This is a genomic window from Leisingera sp. NJS204, from assembly GCF_004123675.1.
In the GTDB taxonomy this organism is placed as follows: Bacteria; Pseudomonadota; Alphaproteobacteria; order Rhodobacterales; family Rhodobacteraceae; genus Leisingera.
The window spans coordinates 752,811-776,737 of record NZ_CP035417.1; the positions used below are offsets into that span (position 1 = coordinate 752,811).

Here is a 23,927-nt window from a genome sequence, read left to right on the forward strand (position 1 = left end):
GGGTCATGGTCCGCAAGCTCCCCCGGCCGGCCCGCGGGCTGTTCAGTTACTTCACCCGCCACCGCACCGCCGCAAACCTGCTGCTGGTGATCATGCTGGTGCTGGGCGCCGCAGCGATGCCCAACATGCGGACGCAGTTCTTCCCGGATGTGATTGTCGAACGCGTCACCGTCACCGTCGAATGGGAAGGCGCCGGCCCCGAGGACGTGGACAGCGCCATCGTGCAGATTCTGGAACCGGCACTGCTGGCCGTGGACGGGGTGGAGGAGACATCCTCCAGCTCGCGCGAAGGGCGGGCAACGCTGACGCTGGAGTTTGAGCCTGGCACGGACATGGGGCAGGCCACCGACGATGTGCAGGCCGCGGTCGACGGCATTACCACCCTGCCGGAAGAGGCGGAGGAGCCGGAAGTGCGCCGTGGCGCCTGGCGCGACCGGGTGACCGATGTGGTGATATCCGGGCCTGTGGCCGCCGGCCAGCTGGGTCTGTTTGCGGATGAGCTGGTGACCCGCCTGTTTGAGGCCGGCGTCACCCGCACCACCATCCGCGGCGTGGCTGCACCCGAGACTATCGTCGAGGTGCCCACCGCCAAGCTGATGACCCATGACATCACCATGCGCGAAGTCGCCGAGGCCATAGCGGCAGAGGTTGATGCAGATCCGGCAGGTGATGTCAGCGGCGCCAACGCGCGGGTGCGCACCGGCAGCGAGAAACGCAAACCCGACGAGCTGGAAGCCATTGTCCTGCGCACCAATGCCGATGGCTCGGTGCTGACCATTGCCGACGTGGCACAGGTGCGGGTCGAGGGTGTGGACCGCAACCGCTCGTATTTTGTGGACGGCAACCCGGCAATGTCGATCCGGGTGGACCGCTCGGACCAGGGCAATGCCATCCGCTTGCAGGGCCAGGTGCAGGAGGTGGTGGCCGAAATGCAGGCCAGCCTGCCGCAGGGCGTGACGGCGCAGCTGATCCGCACCCGCGCGGGCCGCATCACCGACCGTCTGGATATTCTGATCGACAATGGCCTGATGGGGCTTGCCCTGGTGCTGTGCCTGTTGTTCCTGTTCCTCAACACCCGCATTGCCTTCTGGGTGGCCATGGGCATCCCCGCCTCGATGTTTGCCGCCGTGGCGCTGATGTATGCTGCCGGTATCACCATCAATATGGTCAGCCTGTTCGGTCTGATCATCACCCTGGGGATCGTGGTGGACGATGCAATCGTGGTGGGTGAACACGCCGATTTCCGTGTGCGGCGGCTGGGGGAAAACCCGGTGCAGGCCGCCGAAAATGCGGCCCGGCGGATGGCGATGCCGGTTTTTGCGGCAACGCTGACCACTATCATCGCCTTCTTTGGCCTGACCTTGGTAGGCGGGCGCTTTGGCGAGCTGATCCGCGATATTCCTTTCACCGTGATCGCGGTGCTGGCGGCCTCGCTGGTGGAATGTTTTCTGATCCTGCCCAACCACTTGGCCCATGCCCTGACCCATGCCCAGGCGCGGCATTGGTATGACTGGCCGAACCGGATGGTGAACCGCGGCTTCCGCTGGCTGCGCGACAATGCATTCCGCCCGTTCATGGGGCTTGTGGTTCAGGCCCGCTATGCGGTGCTGGCCGGGGCGCTGGTGGTTCTGGCCGGCCAGGCGGCGCTGTTCATCAACGGCGACGTCAAATGGCGCTTTTTCAACGCGCCTGAACGCGGCTCCGTGACCGGCAATTTCGCCATGGTTGAGGGCGCCAGCCGCAGTGATACCCTGGCGATGATGCAGGAAGTGCAGCGAACCACCGAGGCACTGGGCGCGGAATATGCCGCCCGCTATGGCCGCAACCCGCTGGATTTTGTCATAGCCGAGGTGGGCGGCAATGCGGGCCGCGGCCTTGGCGGGGTTGAGGCCAAGGACACAGATCTGCTGGGCGGTATCGCGATTGAATTGATCGATGCCGACCTGCGCCCTTACTCCAGCTTTGCCTTTGTCGCCGAGCTGCAGGAACGGGTGGCGCGGCATCCGCTGGTCGAGACGGTCTCTTTCCGCGGCTGGCGGTCTGGTCCGGGCGGCGACGCGCTGGACGTGCAATTTTCCGGGCCCGGCGTGCAAGTGCTGAAGGATGCCGCGGAAGACCTGAAGACCGCGCTGCTGCGGTTTCCTGAGGTTTCAGCCGTCGAGGACAATCTGGCCTACGACAAAGAGGAGGTGATCCTCGACCTCACCCCGCAAGGCCAGGCGTTGAATTTCACCATTGGCAGCCTGGGACAGGCGTTGCGGGCGCGGCTGAATGGTATTGAGGCCGCGACATACCCGGATGGGCCGCGCAGCGCCAAGATCCGGGTGGAGCTGCCTGAAAATGAGCTGACTGCCGATTTTCTGGAGCGCACGCTGATGCGGGCGCCAAGCGGGATCTACGTTCCGCTGGCCGATATTGTCTCGGTCACCCAGCGCACCGGGTTCTCCACCGTGCGGCGGGAAAACGGTATCCGGGTGATCAGTGTCTCGGGCGACATCTCAGAGGACGACCCCGCCCGGGCTGAAGCCGTGATGCAAGCGTTGCAGCAGGAAATCCTGCCGAAGATCGCCAGCGAGCGGCAGGTGGAATGGACCCTGTCGGGCCTCGCCGAGCAGGAGCAAACCTTCCTGCAGGAGGCAGGCACCGGGCTGATCCTGTGCCTCACCGGCATTTACCTGGTGCTGTCCTGGATCTTTGCCAGCTGGACACGGCCGCTGGTGGTGATGGCGATCATTCCCTTTGGCCTGGTTGGTACGATTTGGGGCCACTACATGTGGGAGGTGCCGCTGAGCATGTTCACCGTGGTGGGGCTGCTGGGAATGACCGGGATCATTATCAATGATTCGATCGTGCTGGTGACGACCATCGACCAATATGCGCAGGACCGCGGTTTGGTGCCGTCGATCATCGATGCGGCGGCTGACCGGCTGCGGCCGGTGATGCTGACCACTATGACAACTGTTCTGGGGCTGGCGCCCCTGCTGTTTGAGCGCTCGCAGCAGGCTCAGTTCCTGAAGCCGACGGTGATCACATTGGTCTATGGCCTTGGCTTTGGCATGTTCCTGGTCCTGCTGGTGGTGCCTGCACTGGTCGCCATGCAGCGGGACCTTTCACGCCCGATGACCTCGCTGCGCCGGGCGTTGCGGCGCGGTGCAGGGGGGCTGCGCTGGCTGGTGCTGGGCACCGCGCTGGCACAGCTTGGCTGGCTGGTGCTGACGCTGGGCTGGGCCATGGCCACCGGCGTGCTGCATCCGGCACTGCGGGCGTTTCCTGCGCTGGCAGCAATGGAGCCGGTGCGCGCCGGACTGCTGGCCTGCATTGCGGGGGCGCTGGTTCTGGCGCTGCTGGCCTATCTGGCCGGAGGCATTGCCTACCGGTTCAGTGCCCGCCAGCGGGTCTGAGCCAGCCGGGCCACATCCGCCACCTGTTCCAGCAATTGCAGGCCGCGGCTTTCGATCTCAGCAATCGGGATCCATTCGGCCTTTTCAGCATCATCATCCGGCACCGGCTCGCCGCTGATATAGCCGCACAGGACCACGGTAAGCAGATACTGGCGCTGTGCCGTGCCTGCCGCATCGCGGGAAATCACATCCACATTGGTGAGGTATTCCAGCGGCTTGGCAATAACTCCGGTTTCCTCCTGCAACTCGCGCGCGGCGGCCTGCAGGGCGGTCTCTCCCATCTCGACATGGCCGCCGGGAAACCCCCACCAGCCCGCATTCGGGTCCTTGCCGCGCTGCACCAGGATGACCTGGTCCCGCCCGTCGAAATGGCGGCAGACCACGGCAATGGTGCCCAGGACCGGACGCAGAGGGCTGCTGGCGGTGCTCATCCGGCGCTGCAGCCCTGGATGTCCACCGCGTGGTTCTGCCCCAGCACCGTGATCCGCAATTGCGAGCGGTCAATGGCATAGGCGTTGCCGTCAGCTGGCAGGAATTCAGTCTCAGCCACCAGCAAACCGCCCTCGCGGCGGGTGGTTGTCTCGCCGGCGTAGAGTTTTGGATTGCCGGGCTCGATCACCGCAACCTCTTCGCCGCCGGCGGACGGCATCGAGATGCGGGCGGTGACTTTCATCCCGTATTCAGACGGGCGCAGGCTGCAGGCGGCATGGCGCACACCGGCTTCTTTGGCCGACCAGGGGCGGCTGGCCATCGCAGCGGCAATTGCCGGGTTACGGCCTGCGGCACTGCCCAGCTGCTGGTCAAAGCTCAGCTCGGCCGGCACGCAGACATCCTTGCAGACACCCAGCTGCATCCGGCCTTTCAGGCGTACCGGCTTGCCGGGCTTCTCCGGGGTGATCTCCACCGGCAGCACCAGCTGATCGTGATAGCCGATGGTGCGGTAGCCGGAGGTTTCAAAAATCTCGGGTGCGGGCCAGGTGATCGACAGCCCGCCCACATTGCGCGCACCGCGCCACGAAAAACTGGGCGGAATGCCGGCGTCGCCGGGCGCGCGCCAATAGGTCTTCCAACCCGGCTGCAGCTTGATCCGCAGCGCCCCCATATAGGTGCCGCGCGGGGTGATGCCGCCGTCAAGCACCTCAATCTGCACAATCCCGTTGTCAGCGGCGCCAGCAAAGACCGGGGCGCCCGCTGTCACGGCAAGCAAGGCCGCCAGGGCGGCAGCGTGTCTGTTTTGCATCGGTTTCATGCCTTGATACATGCGCTTGGCGGCAGGGTTTGCCAAGTCACGTTCGGGTCATTGTCTTGGAGTAAGGGCAGGTTTGCGGCAATTTTGCCGGAGGCTTCACCGGACATGGCCTTTGCACCTCTTGCGTGACAGGCAGGGGGACGTCATGGTGGAGGCAGGCAGCAGGAAAGATGGAATTTCATGGATCTGACTGGCAAGCTCTTGATTGCAATGCCCGGAATCGGCGACCCAAGGTTTGAGCATTCGGTGGTTTTCCTGTGCTCCTACGGCGAGGAAGGGGCGATGGGTCTCATCGTCAACAAGCGCGCGGAAGGGGTGGCGCTGGGGGATCTTCTGGAGCAGCTGGACCTGGGCGAAGACGGCAGCGCGGCCGCGGCACTGCCGGTGCGGTTCGGCGGCCCGGTGGAGACCCAGCGCGGTTTTGTGCTGCACACACCGGATTACGAATCGGACGTGAGCTCCCTGAAAGTGCCGGGCGGGTTCTCGATGACCGCGACGCTGGATATTCTGGAAGACATCGCATTGGGGCAGGGTCCGCAACAACTGCTGGTGCTGCTGGGCTATGCGGGCTGGGGGCCGGGGCAGCTGGAATCCGAGATTGCCATGAACGGCTGGCTGACGGCCGACGCCAGCCCGGATCTTGTTTTCAGCCTGGCGGACGACAGCAAATGGGAAGCATCGCTGAAAACCCTTGGCGTCGATCCGCTGACACTGTCAGCCAGCGCAGGCCACGCCTGAGCGGCAGATAAGATGCACTGCGCCGTCTCAACCGGGTGCTCCCGCCCTTTGTTCCATTCATCATAGATGACCGGAAAAAGGTTGGGCGTGGCGCCGCGCAAGCACGGCGCGCCTCCCGCTGAGGCGGGGCCCGTCCCGGATTTCCTGCCGGGGCTGGTTTCCAGGCCGGAAGGGCGGAGGCTTTCATCAATTGGAAACGCTGCAGTGGCGGTGGTTGTGCTTCCTTGGCGGAAGTAAATCAGCGGCTTGGGTGCATGGCTGGGCCGCGCCGCGCTTGCGCGGCGCCATGCCCAACGGTTTGGCACCCATCTTTGATGGGTTTCAAACGGGCGGGAGTGTTCTGCCCTGTGGGTCAGGTGCTGGGACGGCTCAATCCCTTGGCGCGGCGGCGCGGCGGAGACGGTCGTTGATGGCTTCACCCAACCCGTGATCCGGAACCGGCGCCACCGCGATGGGTTTGCCAAGGGAGTCCAGACGGTGCAGATGGCCAAAGAGATTGGCGGCGGCCTCAGCCAGATCCCGGCTTTCAGAAAGGTTCAGGTCGCACACCCCCGGTCCGAAGCCGAGAAAAAGCCCGCCTTCGTCTGGCGCGCTGGCGTTCAGCCGGACAGGCGCGCCGGGGGCGTAATGCGACAGCAACTGGCCGGGGGCGGTCAGCGGGTCGTTCACATCGCGTACCGCCAGTTTGCGGCCTAGCACCGCTTCGATCTCTTCTGCTGCCAGCCCGCCGGGACGCAGCAGCATCGGCGCGGGGCCTGCAAGTCCGGCAATGGTCGACTCCAGCCCGACACGGCAAGCGCCATCATCAAGGATCGCGGCAATGCGCCCGTCCAGGCCTGCCTGCACATGGGCCGCCGTGGTGGGGCTGATCTTGCCGGACGGGTTGGCGGATGGGGCGGCAACCGGGCCGTCCAATGCCTGCAGCAAGGCCTGGCCAGCAGGGTGGGCCGGAACGCGCACCCCCAAAGTTTCCAGCCCGGCAGTGACCAGCGGCGAAATCCCGTGGCCAGCACGCAGCGGCAGCACCAGGGTCAGCGGGCCAGGCCAGAAAGCCTGGGCCAGCTGCTCTGCCGCCTCATTCCACTGAACGTAGCGCTGCGCCGCCTCGGCCGAATGCACATGCGCGATCAATGGGTTGAAGGAGGGCCGCCCCTTGGCCTCATAGATTGCGGCCACAGCCTCGCCCTTCCGGGCATCGGCGCCGAGACCATAGACTGTTTCGGTGGGAAAGGAGACAAGTTTGCCCTCCCGAAGCAGTTGGGCGGCCCGGGCAATACCGGTTGCCGTGGCGGCAAGGATTTCTGTGCTTTGCAGGGGCATTCCGGGTGACGCGGCGTTTTGGTTGATTGAAATGAGCGTCCGATTAGGTAATCGGTCAAGCCAATAACCATAATAGGCCCGTGCCGGGAAGCCAAGGCTGCCCGTGCCAGGACGCCCCTTAAATGACCGCCAGAGGACGCCCATGACCTTCCGTGCCCCCGTTTCCGAGTATGAGTTTCTGTTGAACCATGTTGTCGGCTATGATGCCATCCCGGCCACAGACCGATTTGCCGAGGCAACGTCAGACATAGTGAGCGCCATCCTTAACGAGGCTGGCAAAATGTGCGGCGAGGTGATGGCCCCTTTGCAGCGCAACGGCGATCTGACCCCGGCCTTTTTGGAAAACGGCGTCCTGCGGACCTCGCCCGGTTTCGGTGACGGGTTCAAAGCCATCGCCGAGGGTGGCTGGATCGGTATGAGCGCGCCGGAGGAACACGGCGGCATGGGGCTGCCGCTGACCGTGGCCACTGCGGTGAACGAGATGATGGCAGGCGCCTGCCTGTCGCTGCAGCTGGCCCCCTTGATGAGCCAGGGCCAGATCGAGGCGCTGGAGCATCATGCCTCGGATGCGATAAAGGAATTGTACCTGCCCAAGCTGATCTCCGGCGAATGGTCCGGCACCATGAACCTGACCGAGCCGCAGGCCGGTTCGGACGTAGGCGCGCTCAGCTCCAAGGCGGTGCCGAATGGCGATGGCACCTATGCGGTCAGCGGCCAGAAGATCTTTATCTCTTGGGGCGATAATGATTTCTGCGGCAATATTTGCCATCTGGTGCTGGCGCGGCTGCCGGACGGCGCGCCGGGGACCAAAGGCATTTCGCTGTTCCTGGTGCCGAAATACCTGCCGGATGCCGACGGCAACCCGGGCACGGCAAATGACCTTAAGGTTGTCAGCCTTGAGCACAAGATGGGCCTGCACGGCTCTCCCACTTGCGTGATGCAATATGACGGCGCCACCGGCTGGCTGGTCGGCGCGGAGCATGGCGGCATGGCGGCGATGTTCACCATGATGAACAATGCCCGTCTTGGCGTGGGCGGGCAGGGCGTTGGCGCCGGTGAGGGCGCCTATCAGCACGCGCTGGCCTATGCGCTGGAGCGCAAGCAGGGCCGCAGCGCCAGCGGTTTCATTGCCGACCACGCCGATGTGCGCCGGATGCTGATGGAAATGAAGGCAGACCTGTTTGCCGCCCGTGCGATCCTTTTGGCCTGCGCGCAGTCGATCGACATGCAGACCGCCACGGGTGAAAGCGGCTGGGCGGCGCGCGCGGCGTTCCTGACGCCGATTGCCAAGGCGTTTGGCACCGACACCGGAATCCGGGTGTCTGAGACCGGGGTGCAGGTGCATGGCGGTATGGGCTTTATTGAGGAATCCGGTGCCGCGCAATATTACCGCGACGTGCGGGTGACAGCGATCTACGAGGGCACTAACGGCATCCAGTCGATGGACCTGGTCGCGCGCAAGATGATGGATGGCGGCGACATGGGTTTTGCCCTGATCGACGAGATCGAAGAGCAGGCCGAACGGGCCCGCGCCACCCATCCGAACATGGCGGAATCTGTCTGGCAGGCTTGCGAGTCCTTGCGTGAGGCCACCGAATGGCTGGTCGCCCAGCAGGATATGCAGGACCGCTTTGCCGGCTCGGTTCCCTACCTGCGGGCCTTTGCCCGGGTGCTGGGCGGCCATTACCATCTGGCAGCAGCGATGGCGGACCAGGGCGGCCCGCGCGAAAAACTGGCGCGGTTCTACATCACCCGGATGCTGCCCGAACATGCCAGCCTGCTGGCCCATGCGCAGGCCGGCGCTGCGGGCACTTTTGCCCTCAGCCTTGAAGAACTGGCAGGTTGATCTGTGACTGATATCCCCGACGTCTCGCCCCGCACCCCGTGGGAAGAACCGCCTGCGCAGGGTGAAGCCATAGAGGTGGCCGAGGGCGTCCTTTGGATGCGACAGCCGCTGCCGATGAAGCTGGATCACGTCAACATCTACGCGCTGGATGACGGCGATGGCTGGACGGTGATCGACACCGGGTTCAACACCCGCAAAAGCCGCGCGATTTGGGAAAGCCTGATGGCCGGCCCGCTGAAGGGCAAGCCGGTTACCCGCGTTGTCGGCACCCATCATCACCCGGATCACATTGGCCTGGCCGGCTGGTTCCAGTCGCAGCATGGCGCCGAACTGATCACCACCCGCACCGCCTGGCTGTTTGCCCGGATGCTGACCCTGGACGTGCAGGACACCTGGCCCGAGGAAACGCTGGCCTATTACCGCAGTGCGGGTATGGACCAGGCGTTTTATGACAAACGCGCCAGCGACCGGCCCTTCAATTTTGCCGACACCGTGTACCCGATGCCGCTGGGCTTCACCCGCATCAAACAGGGGGATGCGATCCGCATGGGCGGGCGCGACTGGGACGTGCATATCGGCAACGGCCACGCGCCTGAACACGCCACTTTCTGGAGCCGCGATGACAATCTGGTGATCACCGGCGATCAGATCCTGTCAACCATCAGCCCCAACATCGGCGTCTACGCGACCGAACCGATGGCAGATCCTTTGGGCGAATGGCTGGAAGCCTGCGAGCGCCTGTCGAAACTGGCGCGTCCCGATCATCTGGCCTTGGGCGGGCACAAGCTGCCGTTCACCCGGCTGCCGCTGCGGATGCAGCAGCTGATCGGCAATCACCACGGCGCGTTGGAACGGCTGATGGATCATTTGTCCGTGCCGCAGACTGCTGCCGATTGCTTTGCGCCGCTGTTCAAGCGCACAATCGGCGAAGGCGAGTACGGGCTTGCGCTGGTCGAGGCGGTGGCCCATGTAAATCATCTGTACCACACCGGCCAGGTGGACCGCTGGAAACGCGGCGACGGTGCCTGGCTTTATCAGCGCAAGGGGTGATGCACCCCGCATTCGGGGGAGACACCATGAGCGACGAGATTTCGACCAGCGCCGAGGCGGCAGAGGCGGCGGTGCTGCCCTGCGTGCACGAAGTCCATGCCGACCCCGACGCCTGTGCGGGCCTGCGCAAGGTTCCGGAAAAACTGCAAAAGCAGGATGCCGCCAAAAGCCCGGCACGCTGGGCCTATGAGCGGCTGATCCTTTATATCCAGAATTTCGAACAGCAGCTGGACAGCGAGCACGAGGTTGCGATGGGCTTTGCCGGCGGCAATGCCGGGGTGCTGCGGATCGAAGGCATGGGCTATTACGATCCCGATATCATCACCTTTTACGGCAGCGAAGGCCCCGGCGCGCGCACCCAGCTGGTGCAGCATGTCAGCCAGCTGAATGTGATGCTGCGGGCGGTGCCCAAAGCGCGGGAAGAAGCCCCGGCCAACCGAATCGGATTCCGCCTCGCTTCGGATCTGGAGCAGGAATAAGCTCAGGGGAAGGGCCTGGGCGATTCGCCCGGGCGCCGTGCCGGGGCCGGCCGGACGCCATGGGTGCGGGTGTTGTTGCGGAATTCGCCGCGTATTTCTGACAGATGCGCCCGAATGACGTGGTGACAGAGGGCAGCAAATCCAGTAATCACAGGGAAAATGCACGTGAATTCGAGGGAAAACTCACATGGCTGAACATCAGCACGGCACCATGGACACCGCGGTTCAGGAAAAAGTCTATAACGGCTTTCTGACCTTTATCACCCGCTCCTGCATTGCCCTGGTTTTCTTTGCGCTGTTCCTGGCGGTTTTCGCTACCTGATTTCCGGTTCAAGGAGCGCGCGCCTTGCGTAATCTGCTGTGCCTTGGCGCGGTCCTGCTGGCACTTGCGGGCTGCGCGGCGCCTCAGCAACCCAATGCGGATGCTGAAACGCTGGCGCGGGTGGCCTACCGCCAGCCCGGCCCGGCGACCCTGACCCTTTACACGATGATCAACAACCGCACCGGGCGGGGCGGCCATGCGTCGCTGATGATCAACGCCTCCGAGCGGGTGATTTTCGATCCGGCAGGTTCGTTCTATGCCTCAGTGGTGCCAGAGCGGAATGACGTTCTTTATGGTATCACCCCTGCGGTGGAAAAGGCCTATCGCGGCGCCCATGCCCGCAGCACCTTCCATGTGGTGGTGCAGCAGGTCGAGGTAACGCCTGAGCAGGCTCAGAAAGCTTACCAGTTGGCGGTGACCAATGGCCGTGTGCCGGGCGCCTATTGCGCCCAGGCCACCATCGGCATCCTGCAGCAGATCCCCGGGTTCGAAAGCCTGAATCGCACCTTTTACCCGGAAAAACTGTCGGCCCAGTTCGGCCAGCTGCCCGGCGTGGTGACGGACCGCTACTATGAGACCGACAGCGCCGACCTGCAGGCAGGCCTTGCCAAAGGCGACGCCGCGCTGAGCGCTGCTGAATAGCACTTCCGCCCGGATACAAGCCGCAGGCGCCGGGCGGGCGCTAGGCGGCGAGGTACAACAGCAGCAGGCACAGCCCGCCGGTGCCCAGGCCGATCAGCACGTTGCGGGTCAGGTATCCGGCTGCAAAGGTGGCGGCCGCGGCGGCAAGATGTATCAGGCTGGGATCTCCGCCAGTCGGGGAAGGCCAGACCACCAACGGCGCCACCAGTGCCGGGATGATCGCCACGGCGGTATAGCGCAGATGCCGCATCAGCCATTCCGGAATGGGCTTGCCGCCCATGAACCCGATAAAGGCAAACCGCAGGGCATAGCTGCCAACCGCCAGCCCGATGATCACCGTCCACAGGATTGGTGCAGGAATACTGATCATTTTGCGCCCTCCGCCTTGGCCTTTTGCCGCTCCAGCCAAAGCTCCGCCTGGGCACCTGCGATCATGCCCGCAATCCCGGCCACGATCAGGCCGAGGTTATAGGGCAGGGCCGCAGCCGGCAGTGAGGTGGCCACCGCCACGAAACAGGCGGCCACATGGGCAGGCGTGCGCAGCATCGGGCCGATCATCGCCAGAAACGCCAGCGGCAGCACAAAATCCACCCCCCAGCTTTCGGGGATGCGGGTGCCGACCAGCGCCCCGACCGCGGTGGCAACCACCCAAACCGGGGCAATGATACCATTGGTGCCAAAGAAGTATGCCATGCGCTGCGGCAGCGGCATCTCCGGCTCGCTCTCGAACTTGACGATGGACAGCGCATAAGACTGATCGACCATGAAGTAGGCCGCCAGTGCGCGCTGCCACATCGGCGCGTCACCCAAGTAGGGCGTCAGCGAGGCCGAATACATCGCCATCCGAAGGTTCACCGCCAGCGCCGAAATCAGGATGATAATCAGCGGCGCGTTCTCCTGCATCAGCTGCAGCGCAGTGAACTGGGCCGCCCCGGCAAAGACCGCCAATGAAAATGCAAACGCCTCGGGCACGATCAGCCCGGCCTCTGCGGCCAGCACTCCGAACAGAAAGCCAAAGGGCGAGGCCATGAAGATGAAGGGCGCGCTGTCGCGAAACCCCTTCCAGAAGGCCGATTTGGTGGTGGTGATTGCCATCTGCGCGTCCTAGATTGCGTGCATCCGGCCTACGGGGATGGCAGAAGGAATGCAATTGGTGAGTATGGATATCACGTCAGAATATCTGATCGCGCCCGGCGTCGCCGACCCGCGGCTGACCCGCGCCGTCACCGGGGTGGACCAGAACGGCGAAGCCAGCGACATCTCGGTGGTTGAGGAGCGCCCGCTGACCATCTTCCTGAATTCCCAGGAAATTGTCACCGCGATGACCATCGGCGACTACCCGGAATACCTGGCGCTTGGCTTTCTGCGCAATCAGCGCATGCTGCTGGATGGGGATGAAGTCACCCGCGTCGATTATGACGAGGATCTGGAAGCCGTGGTGGTCCGTACTGCGGTGGAAACCAGTCACGAGGAAAAGCTGAAGAAAAAGACCCGCACCTCCGGCTGCGCGGTCGGCACCGTCTTTGGCGACATGATGGAGGGGCTGGAGGACGTGCAACTGCCGCAGGCCGAGGTCCGCACTTCCTGGCTCTATGCGCTGGCGCATAAGATCAACCGCACGCCCTCGCTGTATCTTGAGGCCGGCGCTATCCATGGCACTGTTCTGTGCCAGCAGGACCGCCCGCTGGTCTATATGGAGGACGTCGGCCGCCACAACGCGGTAGACAAGATCGCAGGCTGGATGCTGTCGGAGCAAGCAGAGGCCGCGGACAAGATTCTTTATACCACCGGGCGGCTGACCTCGGAGATGGTGATCAAGACCGCGATGATGGGTATCCCGGTGCTGGCCTCACGTTCCGGCTTCACCGCCTGGGGTGTGGAGATCGCCCGCGAGGTCGGCCTGACGCTCATTGGCCGGATGCGCGGCCAGCGGTTCATCTGTCTAGCGGGCGAGGAGCGGCTGCTGCGCGACATGGATCCAAAAGACGCGCCGGTTGAGGAGAAAAAGCATCGCAGGAAGAGCGCGGAATGAGAAACTGGCTTGTTAACACTAAAGGCAGCGCCCGGCCCGGCGGGGTGGAAGCGAAGCGCCCGCCCCGTGGGGGGCGGGACGGGCGCTGCCTGGCCTTTCAGCCAGGCGGAAGCTTTTCCGTTCAGGAGGTGCCGGAATGACCCAACCCCTCGGTGTAATCCTCGCAGGCGGCCTTGCCACCCGGATGGGCGGCGGCGACAAGGGACGGCTGCAAGTGGGCGGCCAGAGCCTTTTGTCTCGCGTGGTGGACCGGCTGGCGCCGCAGGTCGCGGGCCTGGCGCTCAACGCCAATGGCAACCCGGAGCGGTTCGCCGATCTGGGCCTGCCGGTGATTGCCGACTCGATCGAGGGCTTCGCGGGTCCATTGGCTGGCGTGCTCGCGGGCCTCGACTGGGCGGCGGAGCAGGGCGCGGAGATCATCGCCACAGCCGCCGCCGACACCCCTTTCTTCCCGCTGGATCTTGTGACCCGGCTGACCGCCGCGGCAAAAGGGATGGACCAGCCGCTGGTTATGGCCACCACCCCGCGCACCGGGGACGAGGCACTGAAATCCGGCGGCGGCAAGCGCGTGAACCGGCACCCGGCCTTCGGCCTCTGGCCTGTTGCTCTGCGCGATGACCTGCGCGCGGCGCTTGAAGGCGGTTTGCGCAAGGTGGTGCTGTGGACCGACCAGCATGGCGGCCGCGAGGCGCTGTTCGAGGCCGATCCCTTCGACCCGTTCTTCAACATCAACACGCCGGAAGATCTGGCCAAGGCAGAGGCGTTGCTGAAATGAAGATCTACGGCGTCACCGGCTGGAAGAACAACGGCAAGACCGGGCTGATGGAGCGGCTGGTGGCTGAATTCTGTGAGCGCGGCCTCACCGTTTCCACCATCAAGCACGCTCATCATGCAACGGACGTGGACCAGCCTGGCACCGACAGCTACCGCCATCGGCAGGCCGGCGCGTCGGAGGTGGTGCTGGCCTCGGCTGGGCGCATCGCAATCATGCAGGAGCTGCGCGATGCCGCAGAACCGCCGCTGGCAGAGCTGCTGGCCCGCCTGCGTCCTGTCGATCTGGTGCTGGTCGAAGGCTACAAGCGCGAACCCCACCCCAAAATTGAGGCTTTCCGGCAGGAAGCAGGCACCGAACTGATCGCCCCGGAAGACCCGAACATCCGGGCCGTTGCCAGCAACACCGGGATGGCGCTGGACCGCCCGGTTTTTGATCTGAACGATACGGCAGCGATTGCGGATTTCATCCAGATAGAACTGGGGCTGTGACCCGTTTTGATACTGTTCTCACCGTCGATTGGTCTGCTGCCAAGCGCAGGCCCCGGCGCCAAAGCAAGGATGCGATCTGGCTTGGTGTGGCGCGCGGCGGAACCGCGGAACGGCAAATCTACTGCCGCAGCCGACAGGAGGCAGAAGTCTGGATCAGCAGCTTCCTCGACGCGGAACAGGCCGCGGGGCGGCGGGTTCTAGCCGCTTTTGATTTTCCTTTTGGCTATCCGCGCGGATTTGCGCGCCGGATCACCGGATCCGATGACCCATTTGCTTTTTGGACCTGGCTGGAAGAGCGGATCGAAGACTCTGAGGACGGAACCAACAACCGGTTTGAAATAGCCTCTGAAATGAACCGGCTGTTTACCGGCCCCGGCCCGTTCTGGGGCAAACCTGATGAGAAGACCTGGCCGGACATTCCCTACCGCAAAGCCGGTATAATCTATAAAGACGTGGCAGAACGGCGCAACGCGGATCTGGCGGCCAAGGCGGCCTCCTCCTGTTTCCAGCTGTTTTTCAATCCGACTGTTGGCAGTCAAATCCTCATGGGGGTGCCGGTTTTGCAGCGGTTGCGGCGCCGGCACAGGGCCGCTGTCTGGCCTTTCGAAAAGGTTGAGACAGCACAAACTGTTTTTGCAGAAATATGGCCAGGTTTGATCGAGCCTGCCGTTAAGGCCGCAATGGCTGTTGCGGGCCGGGACGAAATACGCGACCGGGTGCAAATGCGGCTATTGTCGCAGGCGCTCAGCCGTCTGCCGGCCGGTGAGCTTGCCGGAATGCTGGCTGCTGTACCTGAGGAAGCACAAGAGGAAGCTTGGATATTGGGCACGGGATACGAAGACCGCTTGAACGCGCTGGCAGCGGATGAACCGGGCAGGCTGACACCGCCGCCGCTCAGCAATGATTGCTTTGCCCTGCCTGCAGGCGTGGATTGGACCCCGGTGGATGACGCGCTGACCCTGCTGCGGGACAGGCTGGGGCCGGTCACCGGAGTGGAAACCCTGCCGCTGGCAGACGCCCTTGGCCGGGTGCTGGCAGAGAGTGCAGTGGCCAAACGCTCCAACCCGCCGCTGCCGAACACGGCGGTGGATGGCTACGGCTTTGCCGGCGGCAAGTCGGAAGGCCCGCATGTGCTGCCGCTGGTGCAGGGAAGGGCGGCGGCAGGCGTGCCCTTTGATGGCACCGTGCCCGCAGGCAGCGCCATCCGCGTTCTGACCGGTGCCGCGCTGCCGGATGGCGTGGACACGGTGATCCTGGAGGAAGACGTCAACACCGATGGGGCGCAGATCGCTTTCAACGGTCCGCTGAAACAGGGAACAAACACCCGCAAGGCTGGTGAAGACGTCTGCGCGGGTGACGTCATCTTGCCTGCAGGCCGGGTCATATCACCCGCCGATCTGGCTCTGGTCTCGGCCACAGGTCTGGCGGAGCTCGCGGTCCGTCTGCCATTGCGGGTCGGTGTGCTCTCCACCGGCGATGAGCTGGTCGAGGCAGGAGAACCCGCAGGCAATGGGCAGATCTTTGACGCCAATCGTCCGATGCTGCTGGCGCTGATCCGCCAGCTGGGATTTGTACCTGTTGATCTGGGAAAAGCTGCGGATGACCGCGAAGCCTTGCGGGCGGATCTGGACGGCGCCGCCAAACAGGCTGACGTTATCCTGACCTCGGGCGGTGCTTCCGCCGGGGACGAGGACCATATGTCGGCATTGCTGCGCGAAGCGGGCGCGATGCAGGAATGGCGCATCGCGCTGAAACCCGGCCGCCCTCTGGCGCTGGGCATGTGGCAGGGCACGCCGGTCTTCGGCCTGCCGGGCAACCCGGTGGCGGCTCTGGTCTGTACCCTGATTTTTGCCCGCCCGGCGATGGGGCTGATGGCGGGCGCGGGCTGGCAGGTGCCGCAGGCATTTGAAATACCGGCGGCCTTTGAAAAGCGCAAGAAACCGGGCCGCCGCGAATACCTGCGGGCACGGATGCGGAACGGCAGCATTGAGGTGTTCAAATCCGAAGGCTCCGGCCGCATCAGCGGCCTCAGCTGGGCGGAGGGGCTGGTGGAGCTTGGCGACGGCGCCGCAGAGATCAAGCTTGGCGACCCGGTCCGCTTCATCCCTTACAGCAGCTTCGCCATGTAAACAGGGCGCTCCCGCCCGCGGCCCGGCGCATCAAAGATGCTTGCCCGCCGTTGGGCATGGCGACGTGCTGCGCCCGGCGCGCTACCGCCCCGCCGCTTCTTTCTGGTCAAAAACACCCGCGCTGCAGGCCGCGGCCCGAAGGGCCGCCTTCTCAGTCGAACGTCCCGGCCACCCGGCCCAGCAGCATGAAGGCCCGGGCAGTGCGGGTGTTGCCGAGAGCGGAAATCTCGCCGTCGGTCGCTTCAGCTTCAAACTCCGCGAACATCTGATCAAACCGGCGCAGGAAATGATGCGCGGCATCGCGGAAAATCGGGTCCTGTTTCATCCGCGCTGCCGTCAGCGCCAGCGAGGTGCGGTCGCGCACGCCGCCAAGCGGGGCCACGGCACGGCCGCGCGCGCCTTGGGCAAACTGGCGCCAGATCTCAGGGCGGGCCATATCAGGGCGCAGGTCATCCATATAGATGCCGTCTTGGCTGAGCAGGGTCAGCACATCCTGCGCTGCCTGAATCACCTGGGCGGCCTTGCGGTCCTGCAGGGCCGCGCGCAGGGCGGCGAAACCGTCCTGATCCTCCGCCGTCTCCGGGAAATTCAGGGCCCGGATGAAATGTTCGGCCGGCAGCGGCGGCGCGGCATCTTCGGCCTGGGTGCCCAAAGCCAATGATCCTTGTTCGGCCGCCGCCAGCTCGGCCGCTTCGGCAGGAATTGCCGGGCGCACCGGATCGCGGCGGCTGGTGTGGAAGGTGGCCAGCGCGGTTTCGGTCTTGCGGGTCGCCTCGGCGATCTCCTCCAACCGCTTGGCCATCGACGGCTCAGCCACCGCGGCATGCTGCTGCGACTGTGCCTGATAGGTCTGGCGCAAGCCGTCAATGGCGGCCTGCAGCTGTTCGCTTTCCTCCCGCATCACCCGGGCCGAGCGCGCGGCAGAGGCGGCAACCCACAGCATCGCCAGCGGCAGCACCAGTGCCAGAACGCCGGTGATCAGGTCAGCCCATTGCGAAAGCCCGGAATCCGGCGGTGCAAAGACAAAGAACCCGACCGCCGCCAGAAGCCACAGAGCACCCAAGGCAATGGCCGCCAGCTCGGCACCGCCCAGCCCGTTGCCCGCAGGCCCGTCAAGGCGCCGCAACGGGCGATTGCCGCCGGGGTTCGGGGTGGAGCCGGGACTGCTGCTGGAGCCTGTCATGAACACTCGCTGCTTTGCGGATCAGGAATAGACGATCTTGAGAATTTCATATGCGCGGATGCCGCCGGGGGTGCGCACTTCCACACTGTCGCTTTCGTCCTTGCCGATCAAGGCACGCGCAATCGGCGATTTGATGTTCAACAGACCCGCTTCGATGTTGGCCTCGTGTTCGCCAACGATCTGCCAGGTCTTTTCTTCGTCGGTGTCCTCGTCCACCACGGTCACCTTGGCGCCGAATTTGATGGCGCCAGCCAGCTTGGCCGGGTTGATCACGTCGGCCAGCGACAGGATGCCTTCCAGCTCCTTGATGCGGCCCTCGATAAAGGACTGCTTCTCGCGCGCCGAATGATACTCGGCGTTCTCCGACAGATCGCCGAGCTCACGCGCTTCGGCAATTGCCTGAATGATCGCCGGGCGTTCGACGGATTTCAGGTTCTTCAGTTCGCTTTCCAGCGCGGCGTGACCCGTGGGGGTCATCGGGATCTTTTCCATGAGATTGGTCCAGGTCGCTATTATGGTTTTTCTTGTCAGTATGAAAACCGCAGCCCCGCAGCATAAGCCGCGGGGCCTCCGGTCCGGTTGACAATTACCTGACCCAATCCTGCACCTGATTTCAAGTGCGCGCGGGGCTTGCCGGCACGCAATTCCGCCTAAGCGGGCGGATTGCGGGACTTTTCCACAGAATTGCGCGAAAAAATGCCGCGTAGGGGCCGCTTCGCAAGCCCCGCCTGCCATGGAATATCAATCATATTGCACCGCCTCGTATTCGATGCCGTTCTCGTCATGAAAGTAAAACCGGCGGCCCGGTTCATAGTCACCGTGGTTAATCGGTGTGAAACCCGCGGCCTTCACGGCAGCTTCGGTTGCGTCCAGATCCTCGACGATCACCGCCAAATGGTTCAGCCCGCCGACAATGCCATAGCTCTCCGGCGCATTGCCCGCGGGCGTGCGTGGCGTGTAAAGCGCAAGATAGCTGTCTTCCCCGCCGGTATGCACGGTGTAGCCGCCATTCTTGGCCTCACCCTCCCAGCGCACATGCCAGCCGAAAACCTCTTTCATCCATTTCGCAGTGGCATTGGGGTCGGCCACGGTGACGTTTGCATGTTCAAGAACTGCGCTCATTGGAAATCTCCTTCTCGCCTGAGCAAATCTGTTGATACGACTCACTCTAATTTCTAAACCTAACTTTAGCTCAAGCAATTTTTCAGGGAGTGCGCCATGCCGTCATCCGCCGGGATTTCCATTGGTTATCTGGCAGGCCGCACAGGTCTTGCCGTGTCCGCGATCCGCTATTACGAGGCGCAGGGGCTGGTGGAGCCCTGGCGCAATGCGGGCGGGCAGCGGCGGTTCCACCGCGCCGACATCCGGCGGATGAGCTTTATCATGATTGCCCAGCAGTTCGGCTTTTCGCTGCCGGAGATCCGCGGTTTCCTGCAAAGCCTGCCGGGCAGCCGCACCCCCACCAAAGAAGACTGGGCGCGGATTTCGGACAGCTTCCGCAGCCATCTGGACCAGCGAATCGAAACCTTGATGCGGTTGCGCGACAATTTGGACGGCTGCATTGGCTGCGGCTGTCTTTCGCTTCCGAATTGCAAACTGTACAACCCCGAAGACAAGGCTGCACAGAAGGGGCAGGGACCCCGATACCTGATGGGAGACCGGCCCGAGACATGAGCTGCGGCGGAAAATGATCCTTGAATGACGAAATTGGACGCACTTTTTGTCTCAGTTGCCTGTTTTACAGGTGTTTGACGCGGAGTTTGGATTGACCGGCAGGTCTGCCAAACGCTAAGCAACCGCGAAATAATATTGCGCCCACGCACCATTGTGGGGCCGGTAGCGAACAAAAGCCAAGGAGCGCCGCAAAATGGCCGAGATTGAACGCGAAGCGATGGAATACGACGTGGTTATCGTCGGGGCCGGCCCTGCCGGTCTGTCTGCGGCCATCCGCCTGAAACAGCTGGACGCCGACCTTGAGGTCGTGGTCCTGGAAAAAGGCTCGGAAGTGGGCGCGCATATCCTGTCGGGCGCGGTGCTGGACCCCTGCGGCCTTAACGCGCTGATCCCCGACTGGAAGGAAAAAGGCGCGCCGCTGAACGTCGAAGTCAAGGAAGACAATTTCCTGATGCTGGGTGAAGCCGGCCATGTCCGCATTCCCAACTTCCCGATGCCGCCGCTGATGAACAACCACGGCAACTATATTGTCTCGATGGGCAACGTCTGCCGCTGGATGGCGGAACAGGCCGAGGAAATGGGCGTTGAGATCTTCCCGGGCATGGCGTGCTCGGAACTGGTTTACGGCGAAAACGGCGAAGTGAAGGGCGTTGTTGCGGGCGAGTTCGGCAAGAACGCCGACGGCACTCCCGGCCCGTCTTATGAGCCGGGCATGGAGCTGCACGGCAAATATGTTTTCATCTGCGAAGGCGTGCGCGGCTCGCTGGCTAAGGAAGTGATCAATAAATACGATCTCGCCGCCGGCAAGGAAGTGCAGAAATACGGCGTCGGCATGAAAGAGATCTGGGAGATCGACCCCGCCAAGCATAGCGAAGGCACCGTTACCCACACCATGGGCTGGCCGCTGGGCGCCAACGCGGGCGGCGGCTCGTTCATCTACCACCTGGACAACAATCAGGTTTATGTCGGCTTCGTGGTGCACTTGAACTACAAGAACCCGCATCTGTTCCCCTACATGGAATTCCAGCGTTTCAAACATCACCCGGTGGTGGCCGAGCTGCTGAAGGGCGGCAAGCGCGTGGCTTATGGCGCCCGCGCAATCACCGAAGGCGGCTGGCAGTCAATGCCGAAACTGGTTGCCCCCGGCGTGGCGCTGCTGGGCTGTTCTGCCGGCATGGTCAACGTGCCGCGCATCAAGGGCAACCATAACGCGATGCTGTCGGGCAAGGCTGCGGCCGAAGCTGCTTTTGATGCGATCAAGGCAGAACGTTCCGGCGACGAACTGGCCGCCTATGAGACCGACGTGCGCGACGGCGCCATCGGCAAGGACCTGAAGATGGTCCGCAACGTCAAGCCGATGTGGTCCAAATGGGGTCTCACCGCCTCGCTCGCTTTTGGCGGCCTGGACATGTGGACCAACAACCTGCTGGGCTTCTCCTTCTTTGGCACCCTGGGCCACGGCAAGAACGACGCCGAAGCAACCGAGGAAGCCTCCAAGCACAAGCCCATTGATTACCCCAAACCCGATGGTGTGCTGTCCTTCGACCGGCTGACCAACGTGTCTTTTGCGATGACCAACCACGAGGAAAGCCAGCCCTGCCACCTGCAGCTGGGCAATGCTGACACTCCGATCCAGGTCAACCTGCCGAAATTCGCCGAACCAGCGCAGCGCTACTGCCCCGCCGGTGTATACGAGGTGGTGGAAAAAGACGGCCAGCCAGAGTTCGTGGTCAACTTCCAGAACTGCGTCCACTGCAAGACCTGCGACATCAAGGACCCGTCCCAGAACATCACCTGGACCACGCCGCAGGGCGGCGACGGGCCGAACTACCCGAACATGTGATCGGAATTTCAGCTTTTCGGCGCGGTTTTGCCGGAATTTATGGGGCGGCCCTCGGGCCGCCCCATTGCGTGTTGACGGGCGGCGCACTACGCTTTCTTAGAAGAGCAAAGAGCAGTAAATCGTAAAGGGGTCCCGCGTGCCCGTATCCATTCTTCGCACCCTGTCCTGTGCGGCCCTGGTGGCCGCTTCCGTGCCTGCCGCGCAGGCGGAAGGGCTGGCCGGCTCATATCTGGCCGGACGGGCCGCAACCTATGACAGCGATTTTGCTGCCGCGGCTCTGTATTACACGCAGGCCCTGGCCCGCGATCCGCAGAACCCGCTGCTGATGGAAAACGTGGTCTTTGCGCAGCTCGCCATGGGCAAGGCTGAACTGGCGGTGCCGGTCGCCGCAAGGCTGCTACAGGCCGGTGCCCGCAGCCAGGTGGCCAATATCATTATTGCAGGCGGCCATGCCGCAGATGGTGATTTCCAGGCAATCCTGGACCGCGACGCCGAACAAGAAGCAATCCATCCGCTGGTGGACGGTTTGCTGGAAGGCTGGGCGCATATCGGCAACGGCTCCGTTTCCAGCGCGCTCAAGACCTTTGAACGGCTGGCCGAAGATGGCAGCCTGCGGCCCTTTGTGCTCTACCACCGGGCACTTGCACTGGCCTCGGCCGGTGACTACGGCGGGGCCGAGGCGCTGTTTGCCGCCGAAGATGGCCGCCTGGCCACACTCAGCCGCCGGGCGGCAGTTGCAAGGGTGCAGATCCTGTCGCAGCTGGGCCGCAGCGATGACGCCCGTGAAGCGCTTAATGCAGCCTTCGGCAGCCGCCTGGATCCCGGGCTGGAAGCCATGGATGCGCAGCTCGCCGCCGGGGAAACGCTTGCCTACACCATCGCCCCCAGCCCGCGGGAGGGGGTGGCTGAGGTGTTCTATACTCTTGGCGCGGCGCTGAATGGCGACACCGCCAACGATTACGTGCTGATGTACGCCCGCATGGCGGCCTCACTGCGCCCCGATCATGTGGACGCAATCCTGCTGAGCGCCGGTCTGCTGGACCAGCTGGGCCGCTACGAGCTGTCGGTTGCGACCTACAAGCAGGTGCCCAGCGGTCATCCCGACTATCACGCCGCTGAAATGGGCCGCGCCGAGGCGCTGCGCCGCGCCGCCAAACCGGACGCGGCAATCGAAGTTCTGGAACAGCTGGCGCGGGACTTCCCGGAACAGCCCAGCGTCTATGTCAGCCTCGGCGATCTGCTGCGCCAGCAGGAAGACTACGCGGGTGCTGCCGGCGCTTATGACAAGGCGCTGGCCAATACATCCGAAGACTCCGGTACCCGCTGGTTCCTCTACTATGCCCGCGGTATCTGCCATGAACGGCTGGACCAATGGGACCAGGCCGAGGCCGATTTCCGCGCCTCGCTGGAACTGGACCCGAACCGGCCGCAGGTGCTGAATTACCTGGGTTATTCGCTGGTTGAAAAAAGCAGCAAGCTGGACGAGGCGCTGGAAATGATCGAACGCGCCGTCGCGGCACGTCCTGATTCCGGCTTCATCGTCGACTCCCTGGGCTGGGTGCTTTATCGCATGGGCCAGTTTGACGATGCGGTTGCCCATATGGAACGCGCGGTTGAGCTGATGCCGGTGGACCCGGTGGTCAATGACCACCTGGGCGACGTCTACTGGGCCGTGGGCCGGGAGCGTGAAGCAGAATTCCAGTGGAAGCGGGCGCTGTCTTTTATCGATCCGGAAGACACCGATGGCGAAGCCGACCCCGAACGCATCCGCCGCAAACTGGAAGTAGGCCTGGACGCAGTTCTGGCCGAGGAGGGCGCTGAGCCCCTGAAGGTCGCCAATGGCGGCTGAGGTCTTTGCACCTGCCAAGATCAACCTGACCCTGCATGTGACCGGCCGCCGCGACGACGGCTATCACCTGCTGGATTCGCTGGTGGTCTTTGCCGATTCGGGTGATCTGCTGCAGCTTGATCCAGGACCTGAGCTGGCGTTGGATGTCTCCGGCCTGTTTGCGGGCGGCGTGCCGGCGGATGAGCGCAACCTGGTTTGGAAAGCCGCCGCGGGGGCAGGCTGGACCGGCCGGATCGGTCTCGACAAACATCTGCCCCATGGCGCAGGCATCGGTGGCGGCTCCTCGGACGCCGCTGCGGTTCTGCGGGCACTTTCCGGGCAGGGCTGCGGTATTCCCGATGATTTGCCGCTGTCGCTTGGCGCTGATGTGCCGGTCTGTATGGCGGCCCGTGGGTCCCGGATGCAAGGGATCGGCGAACAGGTCGCGCCGGTGGAGCTGCCAGAGCTGCATGCGCTGCTTGTTAATACCGGCGCACATGTCCCGACCGGGCAAGTGTTTTCCGAACTTGCCTCCCGTAACAATTCGCCGATGCCGCAGGACATTCCGGCTTTCGCCTCCGCTGAAGACTGCGCCGCGTGGCTTGGCGAACAGCGCAACGACTTGGAGGCCCCGGCCACCAGTGTTGCGTCGGAGATCGAACGGGTTCTGTCAGACCTGCGCTGCTCCCGCAACGCGCTGCTGGCCCGCATGTCCGGTTCCGGCGCCACCTGTTTTGCGCTCTACCCATCAAGGAAAGCCGCGCATTTTGCAGCCTATGAAATCGGGGCGGAGCATCCCGAGTGGTGGTGCAGTGCAGTCACTTTGACCTGAAGCACTGCGCGCGGTGGAACACGGGCGCTCCCGCCCGCGGCCCGGCGCATCAAAGATGCTTTTCCGCCGTTGGGCCGGGCGCCGCGCTCACGCACG

General features: G+C 63.8%; 23 protein-coding genes. 15 read left to right on the plus strand and 8 right to left on the minus strand.

Translation table 11 applies throughout. The features are described from left to right. Window positions 1–5: 5 nt before the first annotated feature. Complete coding sequence (locus ETW24_RS03825) at window positions 6–3,401, plus strand: efflux RND transporter permease subunit (RefSeq protein WP_129369826.1); 3,396 nt, start codon at window positions 6–8, stop codon at window positions 3,399–3,401. On the opposite strand, the gene ETW24_RS03830 is transcribed toward ETW24_RS03825, so the two are convergent. Both ETW24_RS03830 and ETW24_RS03835 read right to left on the minus strand, forming a co-directional pair. Further along, a complete protein-coding gene (locus ETW24_RS03830) occupies window positions 3,371–3,832 on the minus strand; it encodes an NUDIX hydrolase (protein WP_129369827.1) in 462 nt (153 codons plus the stop codon). The two genes, ETW24_RS03825 and ETW24_RS03830, sit on opposite strands and share 31 nt — an antisense overlap. Next, window positions 3,829–4,641 (minus strand): protein-disulfide reductase DsbD domain-containing protein, encoded by an 813-nt coding sequence (locus ETW24_RS03835; RefSeq protein WP_129372835.1) that lies wholly within the window; start codon window positions 4,639–4,641, stop codon window positions 3,829–3,831. The genes ETW24_RS03830 and ETW24_RS03835 overlap by 4 nt, the downstream gene beginning before the upstream one ends. Window positions 4,642–4,830: 189 nt before the next feature. Here ETW24_RS03835 and ETW24_RS03840 point away from each other — a divergent pair, with 189 nt between their 5' ends. Further along, window positions 4,831–5,388: a YqgE/AlgH family protein gene (locus ETW24_RS03840; RefSeq protein WP_129369828.1), complete on the plus strand. Its 558-nt coding sequence runs from the start codon at window positions 4,831–4,833 to the stop codon at window positions 5,386–5,388. 369 nt (window positions 5,389–5,757) lie between these two features. Here the strand turns inward: ETW24_RS03840 and ETW24_RS03845 are convergent, their stop codons facing one another. Continuing rightward, on the minus strand, window positions 5,758–6,708 hold the full coding sequence (locus ETW24_RS03845) for an L-threonylcarbamoyladenylate synthase (protein ID WP_129369829.1): 951 nt from the start codon (window positions 6,706–6,708) through the stop codon (window positions 5,758–5,760). 142 nt (window positions 6,709–6,850) lie between these two features. Here ETW24_RS03845 and ETW24_RS03850 point away from each other — a divergent pair, with 142 nt between their 5' ends. From ETW24_RS03850 to ETW24_RS03870, 5 genes are all read left to right on the plus strand, one after another. Further along, window positions 6,851–8,554, plus strand: coding sequence for an acyl-CoA dehydrogenase (locus ETW24_RS03850; protein ID WP_129369830.1), 1,704 nt, complete (start codon window positions 6,851–6,853; stop codon window positions 8,552–8,554). A 3-nt stretch (window positions 8,555–8,557) separates the two neighbouring features. Then, window positions 8,558–9,604 (plus strand): MBL fold metallo-hydrolase, encoded by a 1,047-nt coding sequence (locus tag ETW24_RS03855; protein ID WP_129369831.1) that lies wholly within the window; start codon window positions 8,558–8,560, stop codon window positions 9,602–9,604. Between the two features lie 26 nt (window positions 9,605–9,630). Further along, window positions 9,631–10,083 (plus strand): DUF6173 family protein, encoded by a 453-nt coding sequence (locus tag ETW24_RS03860; protein WP_129369832.1) that lies wholly within the window; start codon window positions 9,631–9,633, stop codon window positions 10,081–10,083. 187 nt (window positions 10,084–10,270) lie between these two features. Continuing rightward, on the plus strand, window positions 10,271–10,405 hold the full coding sequence (locus ETW24_RS03865; RefSeq protein WP_129369833.1) for an aa3-type cytochrome c oxidase subunit IV: 135 nt from the start codon (window positions 10,271–10,273) through the stop codon (window positions 10,403–10,405). A gap of 24 nt (window positions 10,406–10,429) precedes the next feature. Beyond that, window positions 10,430–11,047 carry a hypothetical protein gene (locus ETW24_RS03870; protein ID WP_129369834.1) on the plus strand — a complete coding sequence of 206 codons (618 nt, stop codon included), beginning with the start codon at window positions 10,430–10,432 and terminating at the stop codon, window positions 11,045–11,047. A 40-nt stretch (window positions 11,048–11,087) separates the two neighbouring features. Here the strand turns inward: ETW24_RS03870 and ETW24_RS03875 are convergent, their stop codons facing one another. After that, window positions 11,088–11,417 (minus strand): AzlD domain-containing protein, encoded by a 330-nt coding sequence (locus ETW24_RS03875; protein ID WP_129369835.1) that lies wholly within the window; start codon window positions 11,415–11,417, stop codon window positions 11,088–11,090. Beyond that, complete coding sequence (locus ETW24_RS03880; RefSeq protein ID WP_129369836.1) at window positions 11,414–12,142, minus strand: AzlC family ABC transporter permease; 729 nt, start codon at window positions 12,140–12,142, stop codon at window positions 11,414–11,416. The genes ETW24_RS03875 and ETW24_RS03880 overlap by 4 nt, the downstream gene beginning before the upstream one ends. A 64-nt stretch (window positions 12,143–12,206) precedes the next feature. Here ETW24_RS03880 and ETW24_RS03885 point away from each other — a divergent pair, with 64 nt between their 5' ends. The 4 genes from ETW24_RS03885 to ETW24_RS03900 all read left to right on the plus strand — a co-directional run bounded on the left by ETW24_RS03885 (window position 12,207) and on the right by ETW24_RS03900 (window position 16,471). Next, window positions 12,207–13,079: a formate dehydrogenase accessory sulfurtransferase FdhD gene (locus ETW24_RS03885; RefSeq protein WP_254695743.1), complete on the plus strand. Its 873-nt coding sequence runs from the start codon at window positions 12,207–12,209 to the stop codon at window positions 13,077–13,079. Window positions 13,080–13,215: 136 nt separating this feature from the next. Beyond that, window positions 13,216–13,854 carry a molybdenum cofactor guanylyltransferase MobA gene (gene mobA, locus ETW24_RS03890; RefSeq protein ID WP_129369838.1) on the plus strand — a complete coding sequence of 213 codons (639 nt, stop codon included), beginning with the start codon at window positions 13,216–13,218 and terminating at the stop codon, window positions 13,852–13,854. After that, entirely contained in the window at window positions 13,851–14,342 is a 492-nt protein-coding gene (gene mobB / locus ETW24_RS03895; protein WP_129369839.1) for a molybdopterin-guanine dinucleotide biosynthesis protein B, read from the plus strand. Before mobA ends, mobB begins: the two co-directional genes overlap by 4 nt. Then, window positions 14,339–16,471, plus strand: a complete 2,133-nt coding sequence (locus ETW24_RS03900) for a molybdopterin-binding protein (protein ID WP_129369840.1) — start codon at window positions 14,339–14,341, stop codon at window positions 16,469–16,471. Before mobB ends, ETW24_RS03900 begins: the two co-directional genes overlap by 4 nt. A gap of 151 nt (window positions 16,472–16,622) precedes the next feature. Here ETW24_RS03900 and ETW24_RS03905 read toward each other — a convergent pair whose 3' ends face one another. From ETW24_RS03905 to ETW24_RS03915, 3 genes are all read right to left on the minus strand, one after another. Beyond that, window positions 16,623–17,654: a hypothetical protein gene (locus ETW24_RS03905; RefSeq protein WP_129369841.1), complete on the minus strand. Its 1,032-nt coding sequence runs from the start codon at window positions 17,652–17,654 to the stop codon at window positions 16,623–16,625. A 21-nt stretch (window positions 17,655–17,675) separates the two neighbouring features. Beyond that, window positions 17,676–18,146 (minus strand): transcription elongation factor GreA, encoded by a 471-nt coding sequence (gene greA / locus ETW24_RS03910; RefSeq protein ID WP_129369842.1) that lies wholly within the window; start codon window positions 18,144–18,146, stop codon window positions 17,676–17,678. 249 nt (window positions 18,147–18,395) lie between these two features. Further along, window positions 18,396–18,776, minus strand: a complete 381-nt coding sequence (locus ETW24_RS03915; RefSeq protein ID WP_129369843.1) for a VOC family protein — start codon at window positions 18,774–18,776, stop codon at window positions 18,396–18,398. A 96-nt stretch (window positions 18,777–18,872) separates the two neighbouring features. Here ETW24_RS03915 and soxR point away from each other — a divergent pair, with 96 nt between their 5' ends. The 4 genes from soxR (at window position 18,873) to ETW24_RS03935 (ending at window position 23,831) form a co-directional block, all read left to right on the plus strand. Further along, a complete protein-coding gene (soxR, locus tag ETW24_RS03920) occupies window positions 18,873–19,328 on the plus strand; it encodes a redox-sensitive transcriptional activator SoxR (protein WP_129369844.1) in 456 nt (151 codons plus the stop codon). Window positions 19,329–19,521: 193 nt separating this feature from the next. Further along, a complete protein-coding gene (locus ETW24_RS03925; protein ID WP_129369845.1) occupies window positions 19,522–21,171 on the plus strand; it encodes an electron transfer flavoprotein-ubiquinone oxidoreductase in 1,650 nt (549 codons plus the stop codon). 136 nt (window positions 21,172–21,307) lie between these two features. Continuing rightward, on the plus strand, window positions 21,308–23,020 hold the full coding sequence (locus ETW24_RS03930; RefSeq protein ID WP_129369846.1) for a tetratricopeptide repeat protein: 1,713 nt from the start codon (window positions 21,308–21,310) through the stop codon (window positions 23,018–23,020). Then, on the plus strand, window positions 23,010–23,831 hold the full coding sequence (locus tag ETW24_RS03935; RefSeq protein WP_129369847.1) for a 4-(cytidine 5'-diphospho)-2-C-methyl-D-erythritol kinase: 822 nt from the start codon (window positions 23,010–23,012) through the stop codon (window positions 23,829–23,831). The genes ETW24_RS03930 and ETW24_RS03935 overlap by 11 nt, the downstream gene beginning before the upstream one ends. Window positions 23,832–23,927 lie beyond the last annotated feature (96 nt).